The 16,498-nt window shown below is 60.6% G+C and carries 13 protein-coding genes, 12 tRNA genes, 1 pseudogene and 1 riboswitch; of the genes and pseudogenes, 10 read left to right on the top strand and 16 right to left on the bottom strand.

The features are described 5' to 3' along the window. Positions 1-13: 13 nt before the first annotated feature. Positions 14-99: riboswitch (cyclic di-GMP riboswitch) on the bottom strand. Between the two features lie 295 nt (positions 100-394). After that, positions 395-2,554, top strand: a complete 2,160-nt coding sequence (locus CK910_RS09835) for an ExeM/NucH family extracellular endonuclease (RefSeq protein ID WP_098982583.1) — start codon at positions 395-397, stop codon at positions 2,552-2,554. A 138-nt stretch (positions 2,555-2,692) separates the two neighbouring features. On the opposite strand, the gene CK910_RS09830 is transcribed toward CK910_RS09835, so the two are convergent. The 7 genes and pseudogenes from CK910_RS09830 to gltX form a co-directional block, all read right to left on the bottom strand. Beyond that, positions 2,693-2,768, bottom strand: a tRNA-Ala gene (locus CK910_RS09830). A gap of 48 nt (positions 2,769-2,816) precedes the next feature. After that, a tRNA-Ala gene (locus tag CK910_RS09825) sits at positions 2,817-2,892 on the bottom strand. Between the two features lie 72 nt (positions 2,893-2,964). Continuing rightward, positions 2,965-3,040 (bottom strand) — tRNA-Ala (locus CK910_RS09820). Between the two features lie 64 nt (positions 3,041-3,104). Beyond that, positions 3,105-3,180 (bottom strand) — tRNA-Ala (locus tag CK910_RS09815). 28 nt (positions 3,181-3,208) lie between these two features. Continuing rightward, a tRNA-Ala gene (locus CK910_RS09810) sits at positions 3,209-3,284 on the bottom strand. Between the two features lie 237 nt (positions 3,285-3,521). Further along, positions 3,522-3,657, bottom strand: a pseudogene (locus tag CK910_RS24325) (glutamyl-tRNA synthetase); the annotation flags it as partial. A gap of 11 nt (positions 3,658-3,668) precedes the next feature. Further along, complete coding sequence (gltX, locus tag CK910_RS09800; protein WP_098982580.1) at positions 3,669-5,084, bottom strand: glutamate--tRNA ligase; 1,416 nt, start codon at positions 5,082-5,084, stop codon at positions 3,669-3,671. Positions 5,085-5,358: 274 nt separating this feature from the next. Here gltX and CK910_RS09795 point away from each other — a divergent pair, with 274 nt between their 5' ends. The 3 genes from CK910_RS09795 (at position 5,359) to CK910_RS09785 (ending at position 8,698) form a co-directional block, all read left to right on the top strand. Continuing rightward, on the top strand, positions 5,359-7,461 hold the full coding sequence (locus tag CK910_RS09795) for a methyl-accepting chemotaxis protein (RefSeq protein ID WP_043556256.1): 2,103 nt from the start codon (positions 5,359-5,361) through the stop codon (positions 7,459-7,461). A 99-nt stretch (positions 7,462-7,560) separates the two neighbouring features. Beyond that, positions 7,561-8,217: a LysM-like peptidoglycan-binding domain-containing protein gene (locus CK910_RS09790; protein ID WP_098982577.1), complete on the top strand. Its 657-nt coding sequence runs from the start codon at positions 7,561-7,563 to the stop codon at positions 8,215-8,217. Between the two features lie 271 nt (positions 8,218-8,488). After that, complete coding sequence (locus CK910_RS09785; protein WP_005327092.1) at positions 8,489-8,698, top strand: cold-shock protein; 210 nt, start codon at positions 8,489-8,491, stop codon at positions 8,696-8,698. Positions 8,699-9,180: 482 nt separating this feature from the next. Here the strand turns inward: CK910_RS09785 and CK910_RS09780 are convergent. From CK910_RS09780 to orn, 8 genes are all read right to left on the bottom strand, one after another. Further along, positions 9,181-9,256, bottom strand: a tRNA-Gly gene (locus tag CK910_RS09780). A 25-nt stretch (positions 9,257-9,281) separates the two neighbouring features. Next, positions 9,282-9,357, bottom strand: a tRNA-Gly gene (locus tag CK910_RS09775). Positions 9,358-9,382: 25 nt separating this feature from the next. Continuing rightward, positions 9,383-9,458 (bottom strand) — tRNA-Gly (locus CK910_RS09770). Between the two features lie 35 nt (positions 9,459-9,493). Continuing rightward, positions 9,494-9,569, bottom strand: a tRNA-Gly gene (locus CK910_RS09765). 36 nt (positions 9,570-9,605) lie between these two features. Continuing rightward, a tRNA-Gly gene (locus CK910_RS09760) sits at positions 9,606-9,681 on the bottom strand. 35 nt (positions 9,682-9,716) lie between these two features. Next, positions 9,717-9,792: transfer RNA gene (locus tag CK910_RS09755), tRNA-Gly, on the bottom strand. 36 nt (positions 9,793-9,828) lie between these two features. Continuing rightward, a tRNA-Gly gene (locus CK910_RS09750) sits at positions 9,829-9,904 on the bottom strand. A 189-nt stretch (positions 9,905-10,093) separates the two neighbouring features. After that, positions 10,094-10,639, bottom strand: a complete 546-nt coding sequence (gene orn / locus CK910_RS09745) for an oligoribonuclease (protein ID WP_098982575.1) — start codon at positions 10,637-10,639, stop codon at positions 10,094-10,096. Positions 10,640-10,730: 91 nt separating this feature from the next. On the opposite strand from orn, the gene rsgA reads away from it, so the two are divergent. The 5 genes from rsgA to CK910_RS09720 are packed head-to-tail and all read left to right on the top strand — an operon-like array spanning position 10,731 to position 13,588. Then, positions 10,731-11,765, top strand: a complete 1,035-nt coding sequence (rsgA, locus tag CK910_RS09740) for a small ribosomal subunit biogenesis GTPase RsgA (RefSeq protein ID WP_216640192.1) — start codon at positions 10,731-10,733, stop codon at positions 11,763-11,765. A gap of 30 nt (positions 11,766-11,795) precedes the next feature. Then, entirely contained in the window at positions 11,796-12,668 is an 873-nt protein-coding gene (gene asd / locus CK910_RS09735; RefSeq protein ID WP_098985053.1) for an archaetidylserine decarboxylase, read from the top strand. Continuing rightward, positions 12,665-12,934 carry a VF530 family DNA-binding protein gene (locus CK910_RS09730; protein ID WP_043556262.1) on the top strand — a complete coding sequence of 90 codons (270 nt, stop codon included), beginning with the start codon at positions 12,665-12,667 and terminating at the stop codon, positions 12,932-12,934. The genes asd and CK910_RS09730 overlap by 4 nt, the downstream gene beginning before the upstream one ends. Continuing rightward, positions 12,924-13,187, top strand: coding sequence for a DUF2960 domain-containing protein (locus CK910_RS09725; protein ID WP_043556263.1), 264 nt, complete (start codon positions 12,924-12,926; stop codon positions 13,185-13,187). Before CK910_RS09730 ends, CK910_RS09725 begins: the two co-directional genes overlap by 11 nt. Positions 13,188-13,189: 2 nt before the next feature. Next, a complete protein-coding gene (locus tag CK910_RS09720) occupies positions 13,190-13,588 on the top strand; it encodes a hypothetical protein (protein WP_098982569.1) in 399 nt (132 codons plus the stop codon). A gap of 214 nt (positions 13,589-13,802) precedes the next feature. Here CK910_RS09720 and CK910_RS09715 read toward each other — a convergent pair whose 3' ends face one another. Further along, on the bottom strand, positions 13,803-14,297 hold the full coding sequence (locus tag CK910_RS09715) for a hypothetical protein (RefSeq protein WP_017410927.1): 495 nt from the start codon (positions 14,295-14,297) through the stop codon (positions 13,803-13,805). Between the two features lie 171 nt (positions 14,298-14,468). Here CK910_RS09715 and CK910_RS09710 point away from each other — a divergent pair, with 171 nt between their 5' ends. Further along, on the top strand, positions 14,469-16,442 hold the full coding sequence (locus CK910_RS09710) for a sensor domain-containing protein (protein WP_098982566.1): 1,974 nt from the start codon (positions 14,469-14,471) through the stop codon (positions 16,440-16,442). Positions 16,443-16,498 lie beyond the last annotated feature (56 nt).

The raw sequence follows: 16,498 nt of genomic DNA, 5'->3' as shown, positions 1-16,498 counted from the left end.
CACCACCCTCACCCCGGGAAGCCCCGCTATCTGGATCGACTGATCTTGAGACCGGAGGCATTGCGTCCCGGCCTCTCGGCCGGTTTGCCCTTTACCTGGGTTCCGTGAGGAACAAGCCGAGTATAGGAATCAAGCAGCCGAGTCTCAATCTTCATTCTCGAAGAAAAATATGTGGATGCCAGCCAGATCACAGTTTCCCGCTTTGGTTGAATTAATGATTTTGTCATTAATTTCATACTGTTAGCCAAGTCAAAAAAACCGAGATTGCCCTCATTTGCATCCCCGTAATGTGCGTTGGCTCACTGGTATGACATGCCGGAAATGTGACAATGCGCGCCCTTGGCCGATGAGCCAAGGCTATGGAAACACTGGCAAAAATAAAAAAGGAACCGTTATGAAAGGAACACGTACCCTGCTGTCGCTGGCCGTGGGGCTTGCGCTCGCGTCCCCGTCCGTCCATGCCGCCGGCTTCAGCTGCCCGGCCGACAGTGCCCTCACCCCCATCCCCGTCATTCAGGGCAGTGGCGACAAGAGTCCGCTCATTCCCAGCGACAAGTTCGAGAGCCCCCAGAGCGTCATGGTCAAGGCGGTGGTCTCTGGCCTCGGCGATGCACTCAACAAGGGCAATGATCGGATTGGATTCTACCTGCAGGACGTGCAGGGCGATGGCAACCCCCAGACCTCGGACGGCATCTTCGTCTACCTCAACGACAAGAACTTCGCCAGCAAGTACCCGGACATCAAGCCGGGTGCCGAAGTCTGCCTGGAGGCCAAGGTCGAGGAGTACTACAACCACACCCAGCTCAAGCCGGTCGCTGACAGCGGCACCCCGCGTCTGCAAGTCCTCGCCCAGGGAACGGCCCCTGCCGCCGTGCCGCTGCGGGTACTGGAAAACGAGACCCTGGCCCGGGCGCTGGAGCGTCACGAAGGGATGCGGGTACGGCTCGATGCCGACAGCGCGCTCAAGATAAGCCGCAACTTCAGCTATGACTACGCCGCCCGGCGCAACAACCTGGTGCTCTCCCACCAGGCGCCGCTGATGAAGCCGACCCAGCTGCACGATGCAGACAGCAAGGCCGCCAAGGCACTGGCCAAGGCCAACGCCAACAACCGGGTGTTCCTCGAATCCGACGTCAAGGCCGCCGATGGCAAGCTGCCCTGGCTGCCGGGCTGGGAGCCGGAGCAGGGTTACCTGCGTATCGGCGACGCCCCGGTCAATCTGGATGCGCTGGTGGGTTACAGCTACAACGAATACCGGCTGATAGTGCCGCAGGATCAGGTGATCACCGCCGGCGATCTGCTGCGCACCAGCGACAACGATCGCCAGAGCGCCCCGGCCCGTGCCGATGGCACCGATCTGCGCATCGGCAGCTTCAACGTGCTCAACTACTTCACCAGCCACTCCAGCGTGGGCGGAGCACTCAACGTGCTGTGCAAGGATCAGGCCGATGCGGACAGCGCCAAGGGCTGCAACCGCGGTGCCAAGAACCTGGAGGACTTCCAGCTGCAGCGCACCAAGATAGTCAACGCCATCACCGAGATGGATGCCGACCTGCTCGGCCTGATGGAGATGGAGAACAACGGCTTCGACAGCCACTCCGCCATCAGTGATCTGGTGCAAAGCCTCAACGCCCAGCAGAAGGATGCCAGCAAGCAGTACGCCTTCGTGGCCCTGCCCAAGACGCTGCTTGGCAATGAGCGCTTCTTCGGCGGCGACGCCATCATGGTGGCCATGATCTACCGACCCGCCAAGTTGGCACCACAGGGGGACGCCGGCGTCATCACGCTGCCGGTGCAGAAATACCTGGATGCGAAAGGGGTCGAGAAACAGGCCTCCCAGCGTGACTCCCTGGTGCAGAGCTTCACCGTCGAGGGCAGCAAGGAGCCGCTGACCCTGGTGGTCAACCACCTGAAATCCAAGGGATCCGGCTGCCTGGAGAACCTGGACGGCAAGGAGCCGGCCGATCTGCAGGGCAAGTGCACCGAGTTCCGGGTCAGCGCCGCCAAGGTGCTGGGCGAGGCGGTGAACAAACTGCCGGGCCAGGTACTGCTGGTGGGCGACTTCAACTCCTACGCCCGGGAAGATGCGATCCGGGTGCTGACCGACTATGTGCCGACCGAGGGTCAGCGCAAGATAGTCTCCGCCTCCCAGACCTTCCTCGGCGCTCAGGTCTTTGAGCAGACCGGCAGCGAGGTGAGCAAGAGCTACGGCCTGGTGGACATGAACGTCAAGTTCAACAAGGAGAAGGCCATCTCCTACAGCTACGAGGCCGAGCTCGGCACCCTGGACTATGCCCTCGCCAACCCGGCGCTGGCCAGCAAGGTAGTGGCGGTCGCCGACTGGCACATCAACTCGTTCGAGAGCAACCTGTTCGAGTACGGCCGTGACTTCAGCGGCGACATGATCAAGTCCGGCAACCCGTTCAGCGCCTCCGACCATGATCCCATCATCGTCGACCTCAAGCTGAAGGAAGAGAGCAACGGCGGTGGTGGTGCCATGGGCGCCCTGCTGCTGGCCCTGCTGCCGCTGGCCTGGCGTCGTCGCCGCAGCTGATGCGGCCTTGCCATAACGCCAAAAGCCCGCTGCGATGCGGGCTTTTTTACGGGCAAGAGACGGGCTGAATGAAAAATGAGCCAAAACAAAAAGGCCACCGCGATAACGGTGGCCTTTCGGCTTCTTGTAACAAGAATTTGGTGGAGCTACGCGGGATCGAACCGCGGACCTCTTGCATGCCATGCAAGCGCTCTCCCAGCTGAGCTATAACCCCAAATTTCGTACTCGACAAATGGTTCTGGCGGCCATCTGTCGTAAATAGTGGTGGAGCTACGCGGGATCGAACCGCGGACCTCTTGCATGCCATGCAAGCGCTCTCCCAGCTGAGCTATAACCCCAAATTCTTTCTTCATTAGACAACCGGTTCTGGCGGCCGGTTGCCCTAACTCTGGTATTCAAATATCAAATAGTGGTGGAGCTACGCGGGATCGAACCGCGGACCTCTTGCATGCCATGCAAGCGCTCTCCCAGCTGAGCTATAACCCCACAAAGGTCGGCCTGGGTGATACACACCGCACTGCCCTGGGTACTTCATTTTCAATCAGGAACCTGGTGGAGCTACGCGGGATCGAACCGCGGACCTCTTGCATGCCATGCAAGCGCTCTCCCAGCTGAGCTATAACCCCTTGGATTCCAGATTGTTCGAGGAGAATTTGGTGGAGCTACGCGGGATCGAACCGCGGACCTCTTGCATGCCATGCAAGCGCTCTCCCAGCTGAGCTATAACCCCAACTCACCTCGGCGCTACCAAAGTTATCTCCGGCAACGGAGGCGCATGATAGGCATCACCCGCTTTGCTGTCAACCCAAAAATAACGCCGATTGGCGCGTTTAGTCAAAATTCAATCAGTTAGCTGTTTTTACCAGCAACCTTGCCGCTATCTCGCTGTTTTATGTCACAAATCTGGTTAGCCAACAAAAACAAAGGGCCCCCTCAGGGGAGCCCTTTTGCATGCCATCACAGGCACTTATTCAGCAGCCATACGCGCTTCGATATACGCCAGGGCACGATCGATGCGGGCGAGTACCCGCTCCTTGCCCACCAGCGCCATCACGGCGTCGATGCCGGGGGAGAGATTACCCCAGACCGGTGACGGCAATGTGCGAAGGCAAGCTTACTCGGCGGCCATGCGTGCTTCGATATACGCTAGGGCACGATCGATGCGGGCGAGAACCCGCTCCTTGCCCACCAGCGCCATCACGGCGTCGATGCCGGGGGACTGGCCCAGCCCGGTCACGGCTACGCGCAGCGGCATGCCGACCTTGCCCATGCCCTGACCCAGCTCGGCGGCGGTCGCTTCGATCAGCTCGTGCAGCGCCTCTGTGGTCCAGGTTTCCAGCGCCGCCAGCTTGGCTTTGGCCAGGGTCAGCGGCTCGGCAGCCACACCGCGCAGGTGCTTCTTGGCGGCCGCTTCATCGATGGCTTCGTACTCTTCGAACAGATAGCGGCTCTGGGCGGCCATCTCCACCAGGGTATTGCAGCGCTCGGCCAGCAGAGTGACGACCTCGGCCAGGGCCGGGCCCTTGCTGGTATCGATCTGCTGGTTCGCCATGTGCCAGGCCAGGTGCTTGGCCACATAGGCCGGATCCAGGCTGCGCATGTAGTGGTTGTTCAGCCACAACAGCTTGTCGGTGTTGAAGGCAGAGGCGGACTTGGAGATGGCATCCAGGCTGAACAGCTTGATCATCTCGTCCAGGGTGAAGATCTCCTGATCGCCGTGGGACCAGCCCAGACGCACCAGATAGTTCAGCAGGGCTTCCGGCAGGTAGCCGTCATCGCGGTACTGCATCACTGAGACGGCGCCGTGGCGCTTGGACAGCTTGGCACCGTCGTCGCCCAGGATCATGGAGACGTGGGCAAACTCCGGCACAGGCGCGTTCAGGGCCTTGTAGATGTTGATCTGGCGCGGGGTGTTGTTGATGTGGTCTTCGCCACGCACCACGTGGGTGATCTCCATGTCCCAGTCATCGACCACCACGCAGAAGTTGTAGGTGGGGGCGCCATCGGTACGGCGGATGATGAGATCGTCCAACTCTGTGTTGGCAAACTCGATGCGGCCACGGACGTGGTCATCGAATACGACGGAACCTTCGGTCGGGTTGCGGAAGCGAATGACGTGCGGCGCATCGGCCGGATGATCGTGGGCCGCATCACGGCACTTGCCGTCATAGCGGGGCTTCTCGCCGCTGGCCATCTGGCCTTCGCGCAGCGCGTCCAGGCGCTCACGGGAGCAATAGCACTTGTAGGCGCGGCCATCGGCCAGCATCTCGTCGATGATGCCGTTGTAGCGATCGAAACGCTTGGTCTGGTAGTAGGGGCCCTCATCCCAGTTCAGCTCCAGCCATTCCATGCCCTCAATGATGGCGTCGATCGCCTCCTGAGTGGAACGTTCCAGGTCGGTATCCTCAATACGCAGCACGAACTCACCGCCCTGGCTCTTTGCAAACAACCAGGAATAGAGTGCGGTACGGGCACCGCCGACATGCAAAAAGCCGGTCGGGCTGGGAGCAAAACGGGTTTTGACTTTCATCTTTAAGCCTTGTGTAGAGGGCCTTGGGCCAATTCGTTAGAAAAAACCGTCGCATTTTAGCACTCAGAATCCCGGATGGGAAAACCATGAGGCGGCGGCGCGCTAAAGTAGGGGGTTAAATTGGCCGGACGACCGCTTGGCACCTGATATTTGAGGGGGATCGCAAAACAGAAGCGCCATTTCCGATTTGCTATGGGAAGTGTTGGAGAGCTGCCTCCTCCGGCCGATATTCAAATAACTCTCACACTACTTCTCACGAAACAAGGAAGAGACGATGCAGTTCCGTTCTATCCAGAATCGCATTCTGGTGATGGCCGGGATCGCCATGACCACAGCCCTGGTCATATTGATCCTGCTCAACCAGTATTCCGGTCAACAGACCCAACAGCTGACCATCAGTTCCAGCCGTGCCGCCCTGCAGCAGGAAGCCTGGCAGAAGGTCAGTGCCAATGCGCGCGCCGAGGCCGCCACCATCACCCAGTTGCTGCAAAAGGGGCTCTCCTATACCCAGCAGATGGCCAGTGCCCTCGCCCTGCAACAGGAGGGCAAGCTGCCGCTGGATCGCCAGCAGGCCACGGATCTGCTCAAGGCACAGCTCAACCTGGAACCGCAACTGTATGGCGCCTTCGCCGGCTTCGAGCCGAACGGCTTCGACGGCCAGGACGCCGCCTTCGCCGGTCAGACGGCACTGGGCAGCGACAGTCAGGGCCGCTTCGTCCCCTACTTCTACCGTGACAAGGATCAGATAGGCACGGACCTGCTGCTCTCCATCGAGAAGAGCGATGCCGACGAGTTTGGCAATCCGGCCAACGACTACTATGCCTGCCCGAAACGGGAGGGTCGCTCCTGCCTCATCGATCCCTTCAAGGTGGACATCAACGGCCAGCAGGTGCTGGTGAGCACCATCACCACCCCCATCATGGTGGCGGGTCAGTTCAAGGGGGTCGCCGCGCTGGATCTGGCGGTGGACTCCATCAGCCGGCAGGCCCAGTCCCTCAACAGCAACATCTATGACGGCAAGGGCGAGACCCTGATCGTCAGCGCCGCCGGCGTCATCACCGGCACCAGCGGCGACGCCAGCCTGCTGGGCAGCCGGGCCGACAAGCTGCTCGGCAACCAGTGGCAGCAGTATCTGAAACCGGAAGTGCAGCGCCAGGAGCTGGACGAGTCGTTTCGTATCTCAGTGCCCATCGCTGTGCCGGGCATGAGCCGCAACTGGGCCATCATAGTCACCCTGCCCTACAAGGTGGTGCTGGCAGGCGCCGACCAGCTGGAGAGCCAGCTGAGCGACATGAACCGGGCCGCCATGACCCAGCAACTGGTGGGCGCCCTCATAGTGCTGGTGCTGGCGCTGGCCACCATGCTGGTGATAGCCCGCAGCATCACGGGCCCCATCCGCCAGATGGTCAGCCTGGTGGATGACATCGCCGATGGCGAGGGGGATCTCACCAAGCGCCTCACCACCCGCTCAGTCGACGAGCTGGGGGATCTCGCCAAAGGCATCAACCGCTTCATCGACAAGCTGCAGGTGCTGCTGGGGGATGTGCTGAAAACCGCCAGCGAGGTGAACCGCCACGCCGGCGATACCGACCGCATCGCCGGCCAGACCGACACCAACCTGCAGCATCACCAGGCGGAGATGGAGCAGATGCTGACCGCGGTGCAGGAGATGTCCTATGTCAGCCAGGAGGTGGCCACCCACGCCAACAACACAGCCGACTCGGCCAAACAGGCCCAGGGCGCGGCGGATCAGGGCAAGGTACGCTTCCAGCAGGTGATCCAGTCGATGCACAAGGTGGCGGCCGAGGCCGGCAAGGGGGCCGAAGTGGTCGAAGGGCTGGCCCACGACAGCGAGCAGATCACCAGCATACTGACGGTGATCCAGGGCATAGCCGATCAGACCAACCTGCTGGCGCTCAACGCCGCCATCGAGGCGGCCCGGGCCGGTGAGCAGGGCCGCGGCTTTGCGGTGGTGGCCGACGAGGTGCGCAAGCTGGCGGGCAACACCCAACAGGCGGTGCAGAACACCCAGGAGCTGATCGAGAAGATCCGTCACAGCTCGACCAATGCGGTCAACGCCATCCAGCAGAGCCAGCAGCTGACCCACCAGGCGGTGGGCGAGGCAGATCTGGCGGAAGAGGCGCTGGGCAGCATCTACAAGGCCATCTCCACCATCAACGACATGACCTACCAGATAGCCTCCGCCGCCGAGGAGCAGAGCTCGGTTTCCGAGACGGTGTCCGGCAATCTGTCAAAAACCAACGCACTGGCCAACGACATCGCTCAGGATGCGACCGAAACGGCCAAAGCCAGCCAGGCATTGCGTCAGGCGGCCGAGCGTTTACAGCAATTACTGGGACAATTTCGTCTCAGCTGATAATTTTCCTCTCGCGGACTCTCCCCCTCGGGGGCGAGTCCGTTTACCATAGGCAAGGAATTTGCCTGATGGCAGGCAATGTAGTGAGAGGTAAATGCCGTGCCCACCCCGGACCGTCGCCCACGTGGCCATAACAGACGAGCCCAGCAGCGTCGCCAAGACGAATCACAAGGATCCCTGCTCCATCGTATCAATGCCGCTACCCTGCCCCTGCGCCAGCGCATAGGCCAGGGGATGCGTGGCCTTGGCCAGCGCGGCCAGGAGGCCAAAGCAGGCAAATTCAAGCTGACCAGCCCGCTGCCCCGCAAACACACCATAGGCCTGCTGATCCTGGTGCCCATCTGGCTGCTGTTGCTGGCCTGGGAGCCCGCGCCTGCTGCCCCAAAAGTCGCCCCGTCCGGCTCGCTCGAGGTCCCCCTCGCCGTGCCCGCCCAGGCCCTGACGGCCGGCAATGGCAGCTCGACCGCAGCCAAGCCGGTCGAAGAGAAAGTGGACGGCACCTGGCTGCAGCACGACGTGCAGGCCGGCGAGACCCTCTACTCCATCTGGCGCAAGTTCGAGCTGCCGGGGGCCGAGCTCAGCCGGCTGATCGCCATCGAAGGGCCTGATCGCCCGCTGACCCGGCTGCAATCGGGCAAGTCGGTGTTCATCCTGATCGATGACAACCGCCGCATCCAGCGGGTCGAGATCCGCTCCTACGGTCAGGCCATCTATCGCTATGACCGACAGGGCGAAGGGTTCGCCCTCAAGGAGTGATGAAACGGGAGGCCATGGCCTCCCGTTTTTTTGACCTGACGCCATGAAATAAGCCGCTGACTTCACAATATTTTTAGCTTGCTCAAAAAATGAAAAGCGCCAAATTGACAAGGGATCGCGCTCACGTACAATCGTTTGTGCTTTAGACAGGGATTGTTCTACATGCTACTGGGACAAATTGACGTGGTCAGTCATGCTGCAACCCCTGATTTCTAGGCAAATGCTGCCCAACAAGGCTTAGTTTCATTTTGTTATAGATAGGACTTACCACATGTCTGACATTCGCACCGGCCAAGTAAAATGGTTCAATGAGACCAAGGGTTTTGGCTTTATCGAGCAATCCCAGGGACCGGACGTTTTCGTTCACTTCTCCTCCATCCAGAGCACAGGCTTCAAAACCCTGGCTGAAGGTCAAAAAGTCCAGTTCACTGTGACCCAGGGCAAAAAAGGCCCTCAGGCTGAGAACGTTACCCTGCTCTAAGCCACGCCAGTGAGCCTGTAGGAGGAGACTTGCTCCTCCTATTTTTTTGTCTGTCATTCCCCGCCCCACAGCGCCACCGGTTATCGAGTCTCGCCCGCCTTGCCTGGCCGCCTTGTTTCGCCTCTCCTTTACTGCTGCTCATCCACCACGGCTGACGCCTCGGTATCGCCAGCGCATGACTGCAGATGCTGCCCACAGGCAAGGTGGTGAGGCATGTGAGCATGATGATATGTGATCAGGCCCGAGATGCTGGACGCCGTGCAGACCAAGAGAAACACGCCAAATAGCGGATATGCGAATGCATCGCAGCGCGATACGGGGAGGGATCAAAAGGAAAGAATGCAACTACGAAGAGAAATTGGAGCGGGAAACGAGACTCGAACTCGCGACCCCAGCCTTGGCAAGGCGCGGATCATGCTCTACCAACTGGATGTGGCAATAAGTGTATTGAAATATTGGATTCGTGAACTTCGAAGAGAAATTGGAGCGGGAAACGAGACTCGAACTCGCGACCCCGACCTTGGCAAGGTCGTGCTCTACCAACTGAGCTATTCCCGCAACAGGATGTCACTTGCAAATGTGTTGGAGCGGGAAACGAGACTCGAACTCGCGACCCCGACCTTGGCAAGGTCGTGCTCTACCAACTGAGCTATTCCCGCAACAGGATGTCACATTGCAAATGTTTGGAGCGGGAAACGAGACTCGAACTCGCGACCCCGACCTTGGCAAGGTCGTGCTCTACCAACTGAGCTATTCCCGCAACATAAATGGTCGTTTTGCGCTGGTGAAGATGATTGGAGCGGGAAACGAGACTCGAACTCGCGACCCCGACCTTGGCAAGGTCGTGCTCTACCAACTGAGCTATTCCCGCATCGGGCTGGATTGAACCAGTTTCATCATCACATTTTGGAGCGGGAAACGAGACTCGAACTCGCGACCCCGACCTTGGCAAGGTCGTGCTCTACCAACTGAGCTATTCCCGCAACAGCGTTGTCATTTTGTGGTCTGTGAGGATGATTGGAGCGGGAAACGAGACTCGAACTCGCGACCCCGACCTTGGCAAGGTCGTGCTCTACCAACTGAGCTATTCCCGCATCGGGCTGGATTGAACCAGTTTCATCATCACAATTTGGAGCGGGAAACGAGACTCGAACTCGCGACCCCGACCTTGGCAAGGTCGTGCTCTACCAACTGAGCTATTCCCGCACACACCATAAAATGGCATCAAAACAAATCGTGCAGCATTTGGTTGCTTGCGCTACTGCACGGGAGCCGAATTATAAGAGCAGTCTTTCCAATTGCAAGGGCTTTTTCGTCTGGTTGCGCGCGTTCGCTCAAAAGCTGGCCGAACTGTCGATTTTAGCAACCGATCGATGGCAACTCCTTGCCTGGCACTCAGATCTTGAAGACATGGCTGCGATAGAAGCGCAGCTCGGCGATGGATTCGCGGATGTCGTCCAGCGCCTGATGGGAGCCACTCTTGCTGAACTGATCCAGCAGTTCGGGCTGCCAGCGACGTACCAGCTCCTTGATGGTGCTGACGTCGACGTTGCGGTAATGGAAGAAGGCTTCCAGCTCGCCCATGTGCTTGACCATGAAGCGGCGATCCTGGCCTATGCTGTTGCCGCACAGCGGGCTGGTACGCTCCGGCACCCACTGGCGGATGAACGCGAGCGTCTCGGCCACGGCGCGGGCGTCGTCGTACTGACTCGCCTTGACCCGGGCCACCAGCCCGCTCTTGGTATGGGTGTTGACGTTCCAGTCATCCATCTTGGCCAGCTCTTCATCGCTCTGGTGGATGGCGATGACAGGCCCTTCGGCCAGCACGTTCAGATCCTTGTCGGTGACTATGGTGGCGATCTCCAGTACCACGTTCTCTTCGGGGTCCAGACCCGTCATCTCCATGTCGATCCATACCAGGTTCTGCGCGCTGACTGTCATGATTGCTCTCTCTATTGGGAGGAATGGCGGAATTTTGCCAATTTGCATGTATCATACTGGCTTTGGATCTGTTCATAAACTGGCGAATCGAGTGGCAAAGAAAGCAAAACTCAATCTGGGTCAACAAAGGCGCGTCCAGGCCAACCGCGATCGGCGGCTGCAAAAAGATCACACTACTGTCGTGGATGACACCCTGTTTGGCCCGGCTATCGAAGGGGTGGTGATAAGCCGCTTTGGTCAGCATGCGGACGTGGAAGCCGTCGATGGCACCATACACCGCAGCAACCTGCGTCGCAGCAGCATCAGCAGCCTGGTGTGCGGCGACAAGGTGGTCTGGCGTCCCGGCCTCAATGCCGCGACCGCCGGCGTCATAGAGGCGGTGCATCCGCGCCACTCCGTGTTGACCCGGCCGGACTTCTACGACGGGGTCAAACCCATCGCCGCCAACATAGACCAGATCATCATCGTCTCGGCGGTGATGCCCGAGTTCTCCACCAACATCGTCGACCGCTATCTGGTGGCCGCCGAGGATGTGGAGATACAGCCGCTCATAGTGCTGAACAAGGTCGACATGCTCGATGCCGCGGCCCGTGCCCGCATCGATAGCCAGCTCGACCCCTATCGCAAGCTGGGCTACCAGGTGATCCTGGTCAGCTGCGAGAGCGGCGAAGGGCTGGATGAACTCAAGGCCCAGTTCGAAGGCAAGATCAGCATCTTCGTCGGCCAGTCCGGGGTGGGCAAGTCGTCGCTCACCAACGCCCTGATGCCGGGGCTGGATGTGCTCACCGGCGAGATCTCCGAAAACTCGGGACTCGGTACGCACACCACCACCACGGCGCGGCTCTATCACTTCCCGAGCGGCGGCGATCTGATCGATTCCCCCGGGATCCGCGAGTTCGCCCTCTGGCATCTGGAAGCCGATCGCATCACCTGGTGCTTCATCGAGTTTCGCGACTACCTGGGTGGTTGCCGATTCCGCGACTGCACCCACAAGGACGATCCCGGCTGTGCCCTGCGCGCGGCGGTCGACCGTGGCGACATCAGCGCCGATCGCTTCCACAACTATCACCGCATCCTGGAAACCATGCAGGAAGCCCGCCACGGTCGGCAACAGGCCCGGCTGTGACCCATTCAACTTATTATTTCGATGAAGATCATGAGCATCACTGACAACCTGAAAATTGCCGGTCAATACTGCCTGCCCAAACACGCTCTCTCCCGTCTGGTGGGCAAGCTGGCGGCTGCCGAAGCCGGCAACCTCACCACCAAGGTGATAGAGGCGTTTATCAAGCAGTACGGAGTCGACATGAGCGAGGCACTGCACGAGAGTCCGGCCCATTACAAGAGCTTCAACCAGTTCTTCACCCGTGAGCTCAAGCCGGGGATACGTCCGCTGGTAGAGGATGCCATGACTCTGGCCCTGCCGGTGGACGGCACCGTCAGCCAGCTCGGCCCCATCCATCAGGGTCGCATCATCCAGGCCAAGGGCCACGACTACAGCGCCCGTGAACTGCTGGGTGGCTATGAGGATCTGGTGGCGCCGTTCAAGGATGGCGACTTTGCCACCATCTATCTGGCGCCCAAGGATTACCACCGCATCCACATGCCGCTGGACGGCGTGCTGGAGAGCATGGTGTTCGTGCCGGGGGATCTCTTCTCCGTCAACCCGCTCACCGCCGAGAAGGTACCGAACCTGTTCGCCCGCAACGAACGGGTGGTCGCCACCTTCCGCACCCCCCATGGCCCCATGGCGCTGGTGCTGGTTGGTGCCACTATAGTCGCGAGTATCGAGACCATCTGGGCCGGCAATATAGCGCCGACCAAGCAGAAGGAAGTGGTGCGCTGGGATTACAGCGGCGATGAGGCCATCACACTGCAAAAAGGGGCCGAGATGGGCCTGTTCAAGCTAGGCAGTACAGTCGTATGCCTGTTTGGACCCGGCATGCTGGCGGGCTTCGAGCCGCATCTGGCCAATGGCATCACCACCCGCATGGGTCAACCCTTTGCCACCTTGGCGGCCAAGGCATGAGTGAGCAGCCAGGCGCCTCGCAACCAAAGAACCCGCTGCACGGGCTGACCCTGGAGGCGATCGTCACCGCCCTGGTCGAGCACTATGGCTGGGAAGAGCTGGGACAGCAGATCAACATCCGCTGCTTCACCGACGATCCCAGCATCAAGTCCAGTCTGAAGTTCTTGCGCAAGACTCCCTGGGCCCGGGAGAAGGTCGAAAGCCTCTATCTCTATGTCCAGCGCAAGCAAGCCAAATCGAAGAAGGAAGGGCCAGATGGCGTTTAAGATTACCTACACCTACAAAAAACAGACCAAAGAGCTCGGCTATGCGAACGACAAGTTCCGCAGCATCTACGACGCCATTGCCGCCGCCGAAGGGCTGGATCTCGCCAGCTTCCACGCCATGGAGGCCCAGCTGGCACAGGTCTGCCGCCGCGACAAGAAGAGCGTGAAGGATTATCAGGAGAACTACTTCAAGGAGCTGGGTTTCTCCAACATCGTCATCGAACGGGACAATCTCGAAGACAAGCAGGAGTAAGCATGCGCACTCTGACTCTGATGGCCGCCTCCCTGCTGCTGGCGGCCTGCAGTACCCCGACCCAGCATATGGTCGGCAACGATCAGGATATCCACGGCTGTCGTGCCAGCGCCGGTTATCAATGGTCAGCGCTGACCAACCAGTGCGTGCGTCTGTTCGAGCAGGCGGTGCGGCTGCAATCCCTCGAGGCGAATGAAACCGGCAGCGCCTTCGTGCTGTTCAACGCCGACCAGAGCCAGGCCGAACTGACCCTGCCAAGCGGTGAGCAGACTCGCCTGACCCGGCAAGGGGACGAAGGCAACTGGTCCTGGCAGGGCGGCGCCTATCAGCTCTTCCCCTGGAAGGGTTATCTGCTCAAATCTGGCGAGCAGGCACTGTTTCACGGCGACAGCGCTCTCTGATTGCCAGCCCATGTCATCACAACGCCCCGGTTCCTGCCGGGGCGTTTTTTTATGGCTGGCCGCACCATGCTGGCATACGGGAGTGGCAGCCAGGATAAGCGGATGGCGGCATTCCCCGCCTTGCGGCACACGGCCCCAAAAACAAATACCCCGTTGCAGGCAACGGGGTATTTGGTGCGAGCCGCCAGGCAAGCGGGCGGCTGACGGAGGCGGATCAGTTGCCCAGAGTAGAGAACAGGCTCTGTTCCAGGCTGCCGCGAGAGACGCAGACCGGGGTGATGGAGGGTGCCAGCACGCGTTCGCCGGAGGATTCGACGAAGTAGAGCTGGGTGTTGCCCTTGACGTTGACGGTCGCCACGCTGTTGTTGCCGCTCTGGGTGATGATCAGGTTGATCTGCAGATTGGGATTGCCCAGCGCCACTTTGGACCCCATGGTGCCGCAATCCAGCCACTCCAGGCCATCGGCCGAGTTCTCGACGTTGGCGGTCATCAGACCTGAGCCACGCTGGCTGTTCTCGATGTTGAGGCCGTGATCGCCAAACCACTTCTCGGCGCGGGCCCACACCAGATCCACCGGGATCTGCATCTCCTGGGTGTTGTTGGTCGCCTTGGCAACCGGCGGGGTATAGCGGTACTGCTCGCCGCCATTGTTGTCGCTGGCACAACCGGCCATCAACAGGGCCAGTGCTACTCCCACAATCTTTTTCATGCTGCTTCTCTCATCCATATAATCCGGCCATAGGCCAACCGGCGGCTATTATGGCGTCAGCGACACAGACTGTCAGCAGAGATCGACAGAAATGCATCAGCCTTAACCCAAGCTTTACAAAACCAGCCTGCTATCATAGATTTGCTCGAAATTTCCCCCGTGAGTGTCTGCGTGAATTCCTTGCTCACCCTGACTCTGCTGCAGCAGATCATCGATCAGTTACCCATGAATATCTTCTGCCGGGATACGGCCGGACGCTACCTGTTTGCCAACCGGGTCTTTACGGAGCAGGCGGGCCTGTTGCAACCGGCGGATCTCATCGGCAAGACGGACGCGGACATGCCGTGGGGCGACATCTTTCGGGAAGAAGATCAGCAGCTGCTGACGGATGGCAAGCCCCTGCTCTATCAGCAGTTGCACTGCCACAGCGGCGATGCCACCAGCTGGATGGAGATCCACAAGATCCCGCTCTATGACGAGCAGGGCAAGCCGGTCGCCCTGTTCGGCATGGTCAACGAGATTGGTCAGCGCAAGGAGCTGGAGCAGACCTTCCGTCAGCAACAGCTGCTGCAGCGCCGCCTGTTGGACGCCATCCCGGATCCCATCCGGCTGGAGGATCATCAGGGCCTGCTCATCGACTGCAATCAGGCCTTTCTCGACTTCATGGGCATGGTGGCGAGCGAGGCGCTCGGCCAGCGGGTGGCTCACCGCCTCTCCACCGAGCTGCCGATGGGGCGCGGTGAATACTGTCTGGTGGATGCCAGCGGCCAGGGCCGCTACCTGGAGGTCACCCGGGTCGATGTGCCGGACGACGAGGGCAACTCCCTCGGCATCCTGACGTTGAGCCGAGACATCACAGGGCTGCGCACCACCCAGGCCCAGCTGCAGCAGGAGCAGCACTACGACAGCCTGACCGGCCTGCTCAAACTCTCCCACTTTCTGCAGACCAGCCGCCATCTCGGCGCCCGCAAGGCCAGCCTGCTGCTGGTCGACCTGCAACACTTTCGCGAGATCAACGACCGCTTCGGCATCCGGGTGGCCGATCGTCTGCTGAGTCAGGTGGCTCGTCGCCTGCAACAGCTGGCTCCGCCCCAGTCGCTGGTGTGCCGGGTCGCCGCCGACGACTTCGCCATGCTGCTGCCCGAGCTGACCGAACCGCTGGCCGACTGGAGCCGCCGCCTGCAAGGGGAGTTGATGGTGCCCTATCAGGTCGAGGAGCACAGGATCCAGATCCCGGTGTTCCTCGGCATAGCCCACGGCAAGGCCAACGATGCGGAGCGGCTGCTGAGCCATGCCGAGGCCGCGCTGGCCCAGGGCAAGCGTCAGCAGCAGCACTGCACCCTGTTCGATCCCGAACTCGACGCCAAACTCAAGCGCCGTCAGCTGATCGCGGCCCAGTTGCCGCTGGCCATCAAGTCGGGTCAGCTCACCGCCGTCTATCAGCCCATCATCAGCACCCGCAACAATCAGCTGCACGGGGCCGAGCTGCTCTGCCGCTGGCCTCACCCCGAGCTCGGCATGATCTCGCCGGATGAGTTCATCCCGCTGGCGGAGGAGCTGGGGCTCATCGGCCAGCTTGGCCAGCGCATGCTGGAGCAGGGCTGCGCCCAGCTGGCGCGCTGGCAGGCGGCGGCGCCGGATCTGGTGCTCTCCATCAACCTGTCGCCGCTGCAATTTCGCGACCCCGAGCTCTGCCCGCAGATCTTCGCCTGCATCGAGCGCCACGGCCTGGCCCCCTGGCAACTGGAGCTGGAGATCACCGAAGGCGTGCTGATGGAGAACGCTGACGAGATCGAGAGCAACCTGGCCAACCTGATCGAGGCGGGGTTCCAGCTCGCCATCGACGACTTCGGCACGGGTTACTGCTCGCTCGCCTACCTGCCGAGGCTGCAGGTAGCCACACTCAAGCTGGACCGCAGCTTCACCCAGGGGCTGGCCACCAACCAGGCCACCACCGCCATAGTCCGCTCCGTCATAGGTCTGGGTCACGAGCTGGGGATCAGGATCACGGCCGAAGGGGTCGAAACCCCAGAGCAGCAGGCCTGGCTGGTGCAGGCCGGTTGCGATCGGCTGCAGGGCTACCTGTTCAGCCGCCCCCTGCCCCCCGACGAGTTTGCCCGCAGCTACCGGCTGCCCGGCGCCTGACCGCCAGCCAGCGAAAAGGCCACCCAGAGGGTGGCCTTTTGCTTGTCAGGCAGATA

The sequence above is a fragment of the Aeromonas sp. CA23 genome, from assembly GCF_002587065.1.
In the GTDB taxonomy this organism is placed as follows: Bacteria; Pseudomonadota; Gammaproteobacteria; order Enterobacterales; family Aeromonadaceae; genus Aeromonas; species Aeromonas bestiarum.
The sequence above is the reverse complement of the archived record's forward strand: the minus strand, read 5'-3'. Positions and strand labels throughout refer to the sequence as shown.

Excerpts from the sequence above, each read along its gene's own strand:
- CK910_RS09835 (WP_098982583.1), top strand. The coding sequence starts at position 395 with ATGAAAGGAACACGTACCCTGCTGTCGCTGGCCGTGGGGCTTGCGCTC.
- gltX (WP_098982580.1), bottom strand. The coding sequence starts at position 5,084 with ATGAAAGTCAAAACCCGTTTTGCTCCCAGCCCGACCGGCTTTTTGCAT.
- CK910_RS09795 (WP_043556256.1), top strand. The coding sequence starts at position 5,359 with ATGCAGTTCCGTTCTATCCAGAATCGCATTCTGGTGATGGCCGGGATC.
- CK910_RS09785 (WP_005327092.1), top strand. The coding sequence starts at position 8,489 with ATGTCTGACATTCGCACCGGCCAAGTAAAATGGTTCAATGAGACCAAG.
- orn (WP_098982575.1), bottom strand. The coding sequence starts at position 10,639 with ATGACAGTCAGCGCGCAGAACCTGGTATGGATCGACATGGAGATGACG.
- asd (WP_098985053.1), top strand. The coding sequence starts at position 11,796 with ATGAGCATCACTGACAACCTGAAAATTGCCGGTCAATACTGCCTGCCC.
- CK910_RS09730 (WP_043556262.1), top strand. The coding sequence starts at position 12,665 with ATGAGTGAGCAGCCAGGCGCCTCGCAACCAAAGAACCCGCTGCACGGG.
- CK910_RS09725 (WP_043556263.1), top strand. The coding sequence starts at position 12,924 with ATGGCGTTTAAGATTACCTACACCTACAAAAAACAGACCAAAGAGCTC.
- CK910_RS09720 (WP_098982569.1), top strand. The coding sequence starts at position 13,190 with ATGCGCACTCTGACTCTGATGGCCGCCTCCCTGCTGCTGGCGGCCTGC.
- CK910_RS09715 (WP_017410927.1), bottom strand. The coding sequence starts at position 14,297 with ATGAAAAAGATTGTGGGAGTAGCACTGGCCCTGTTGATGGCCGGTTGT.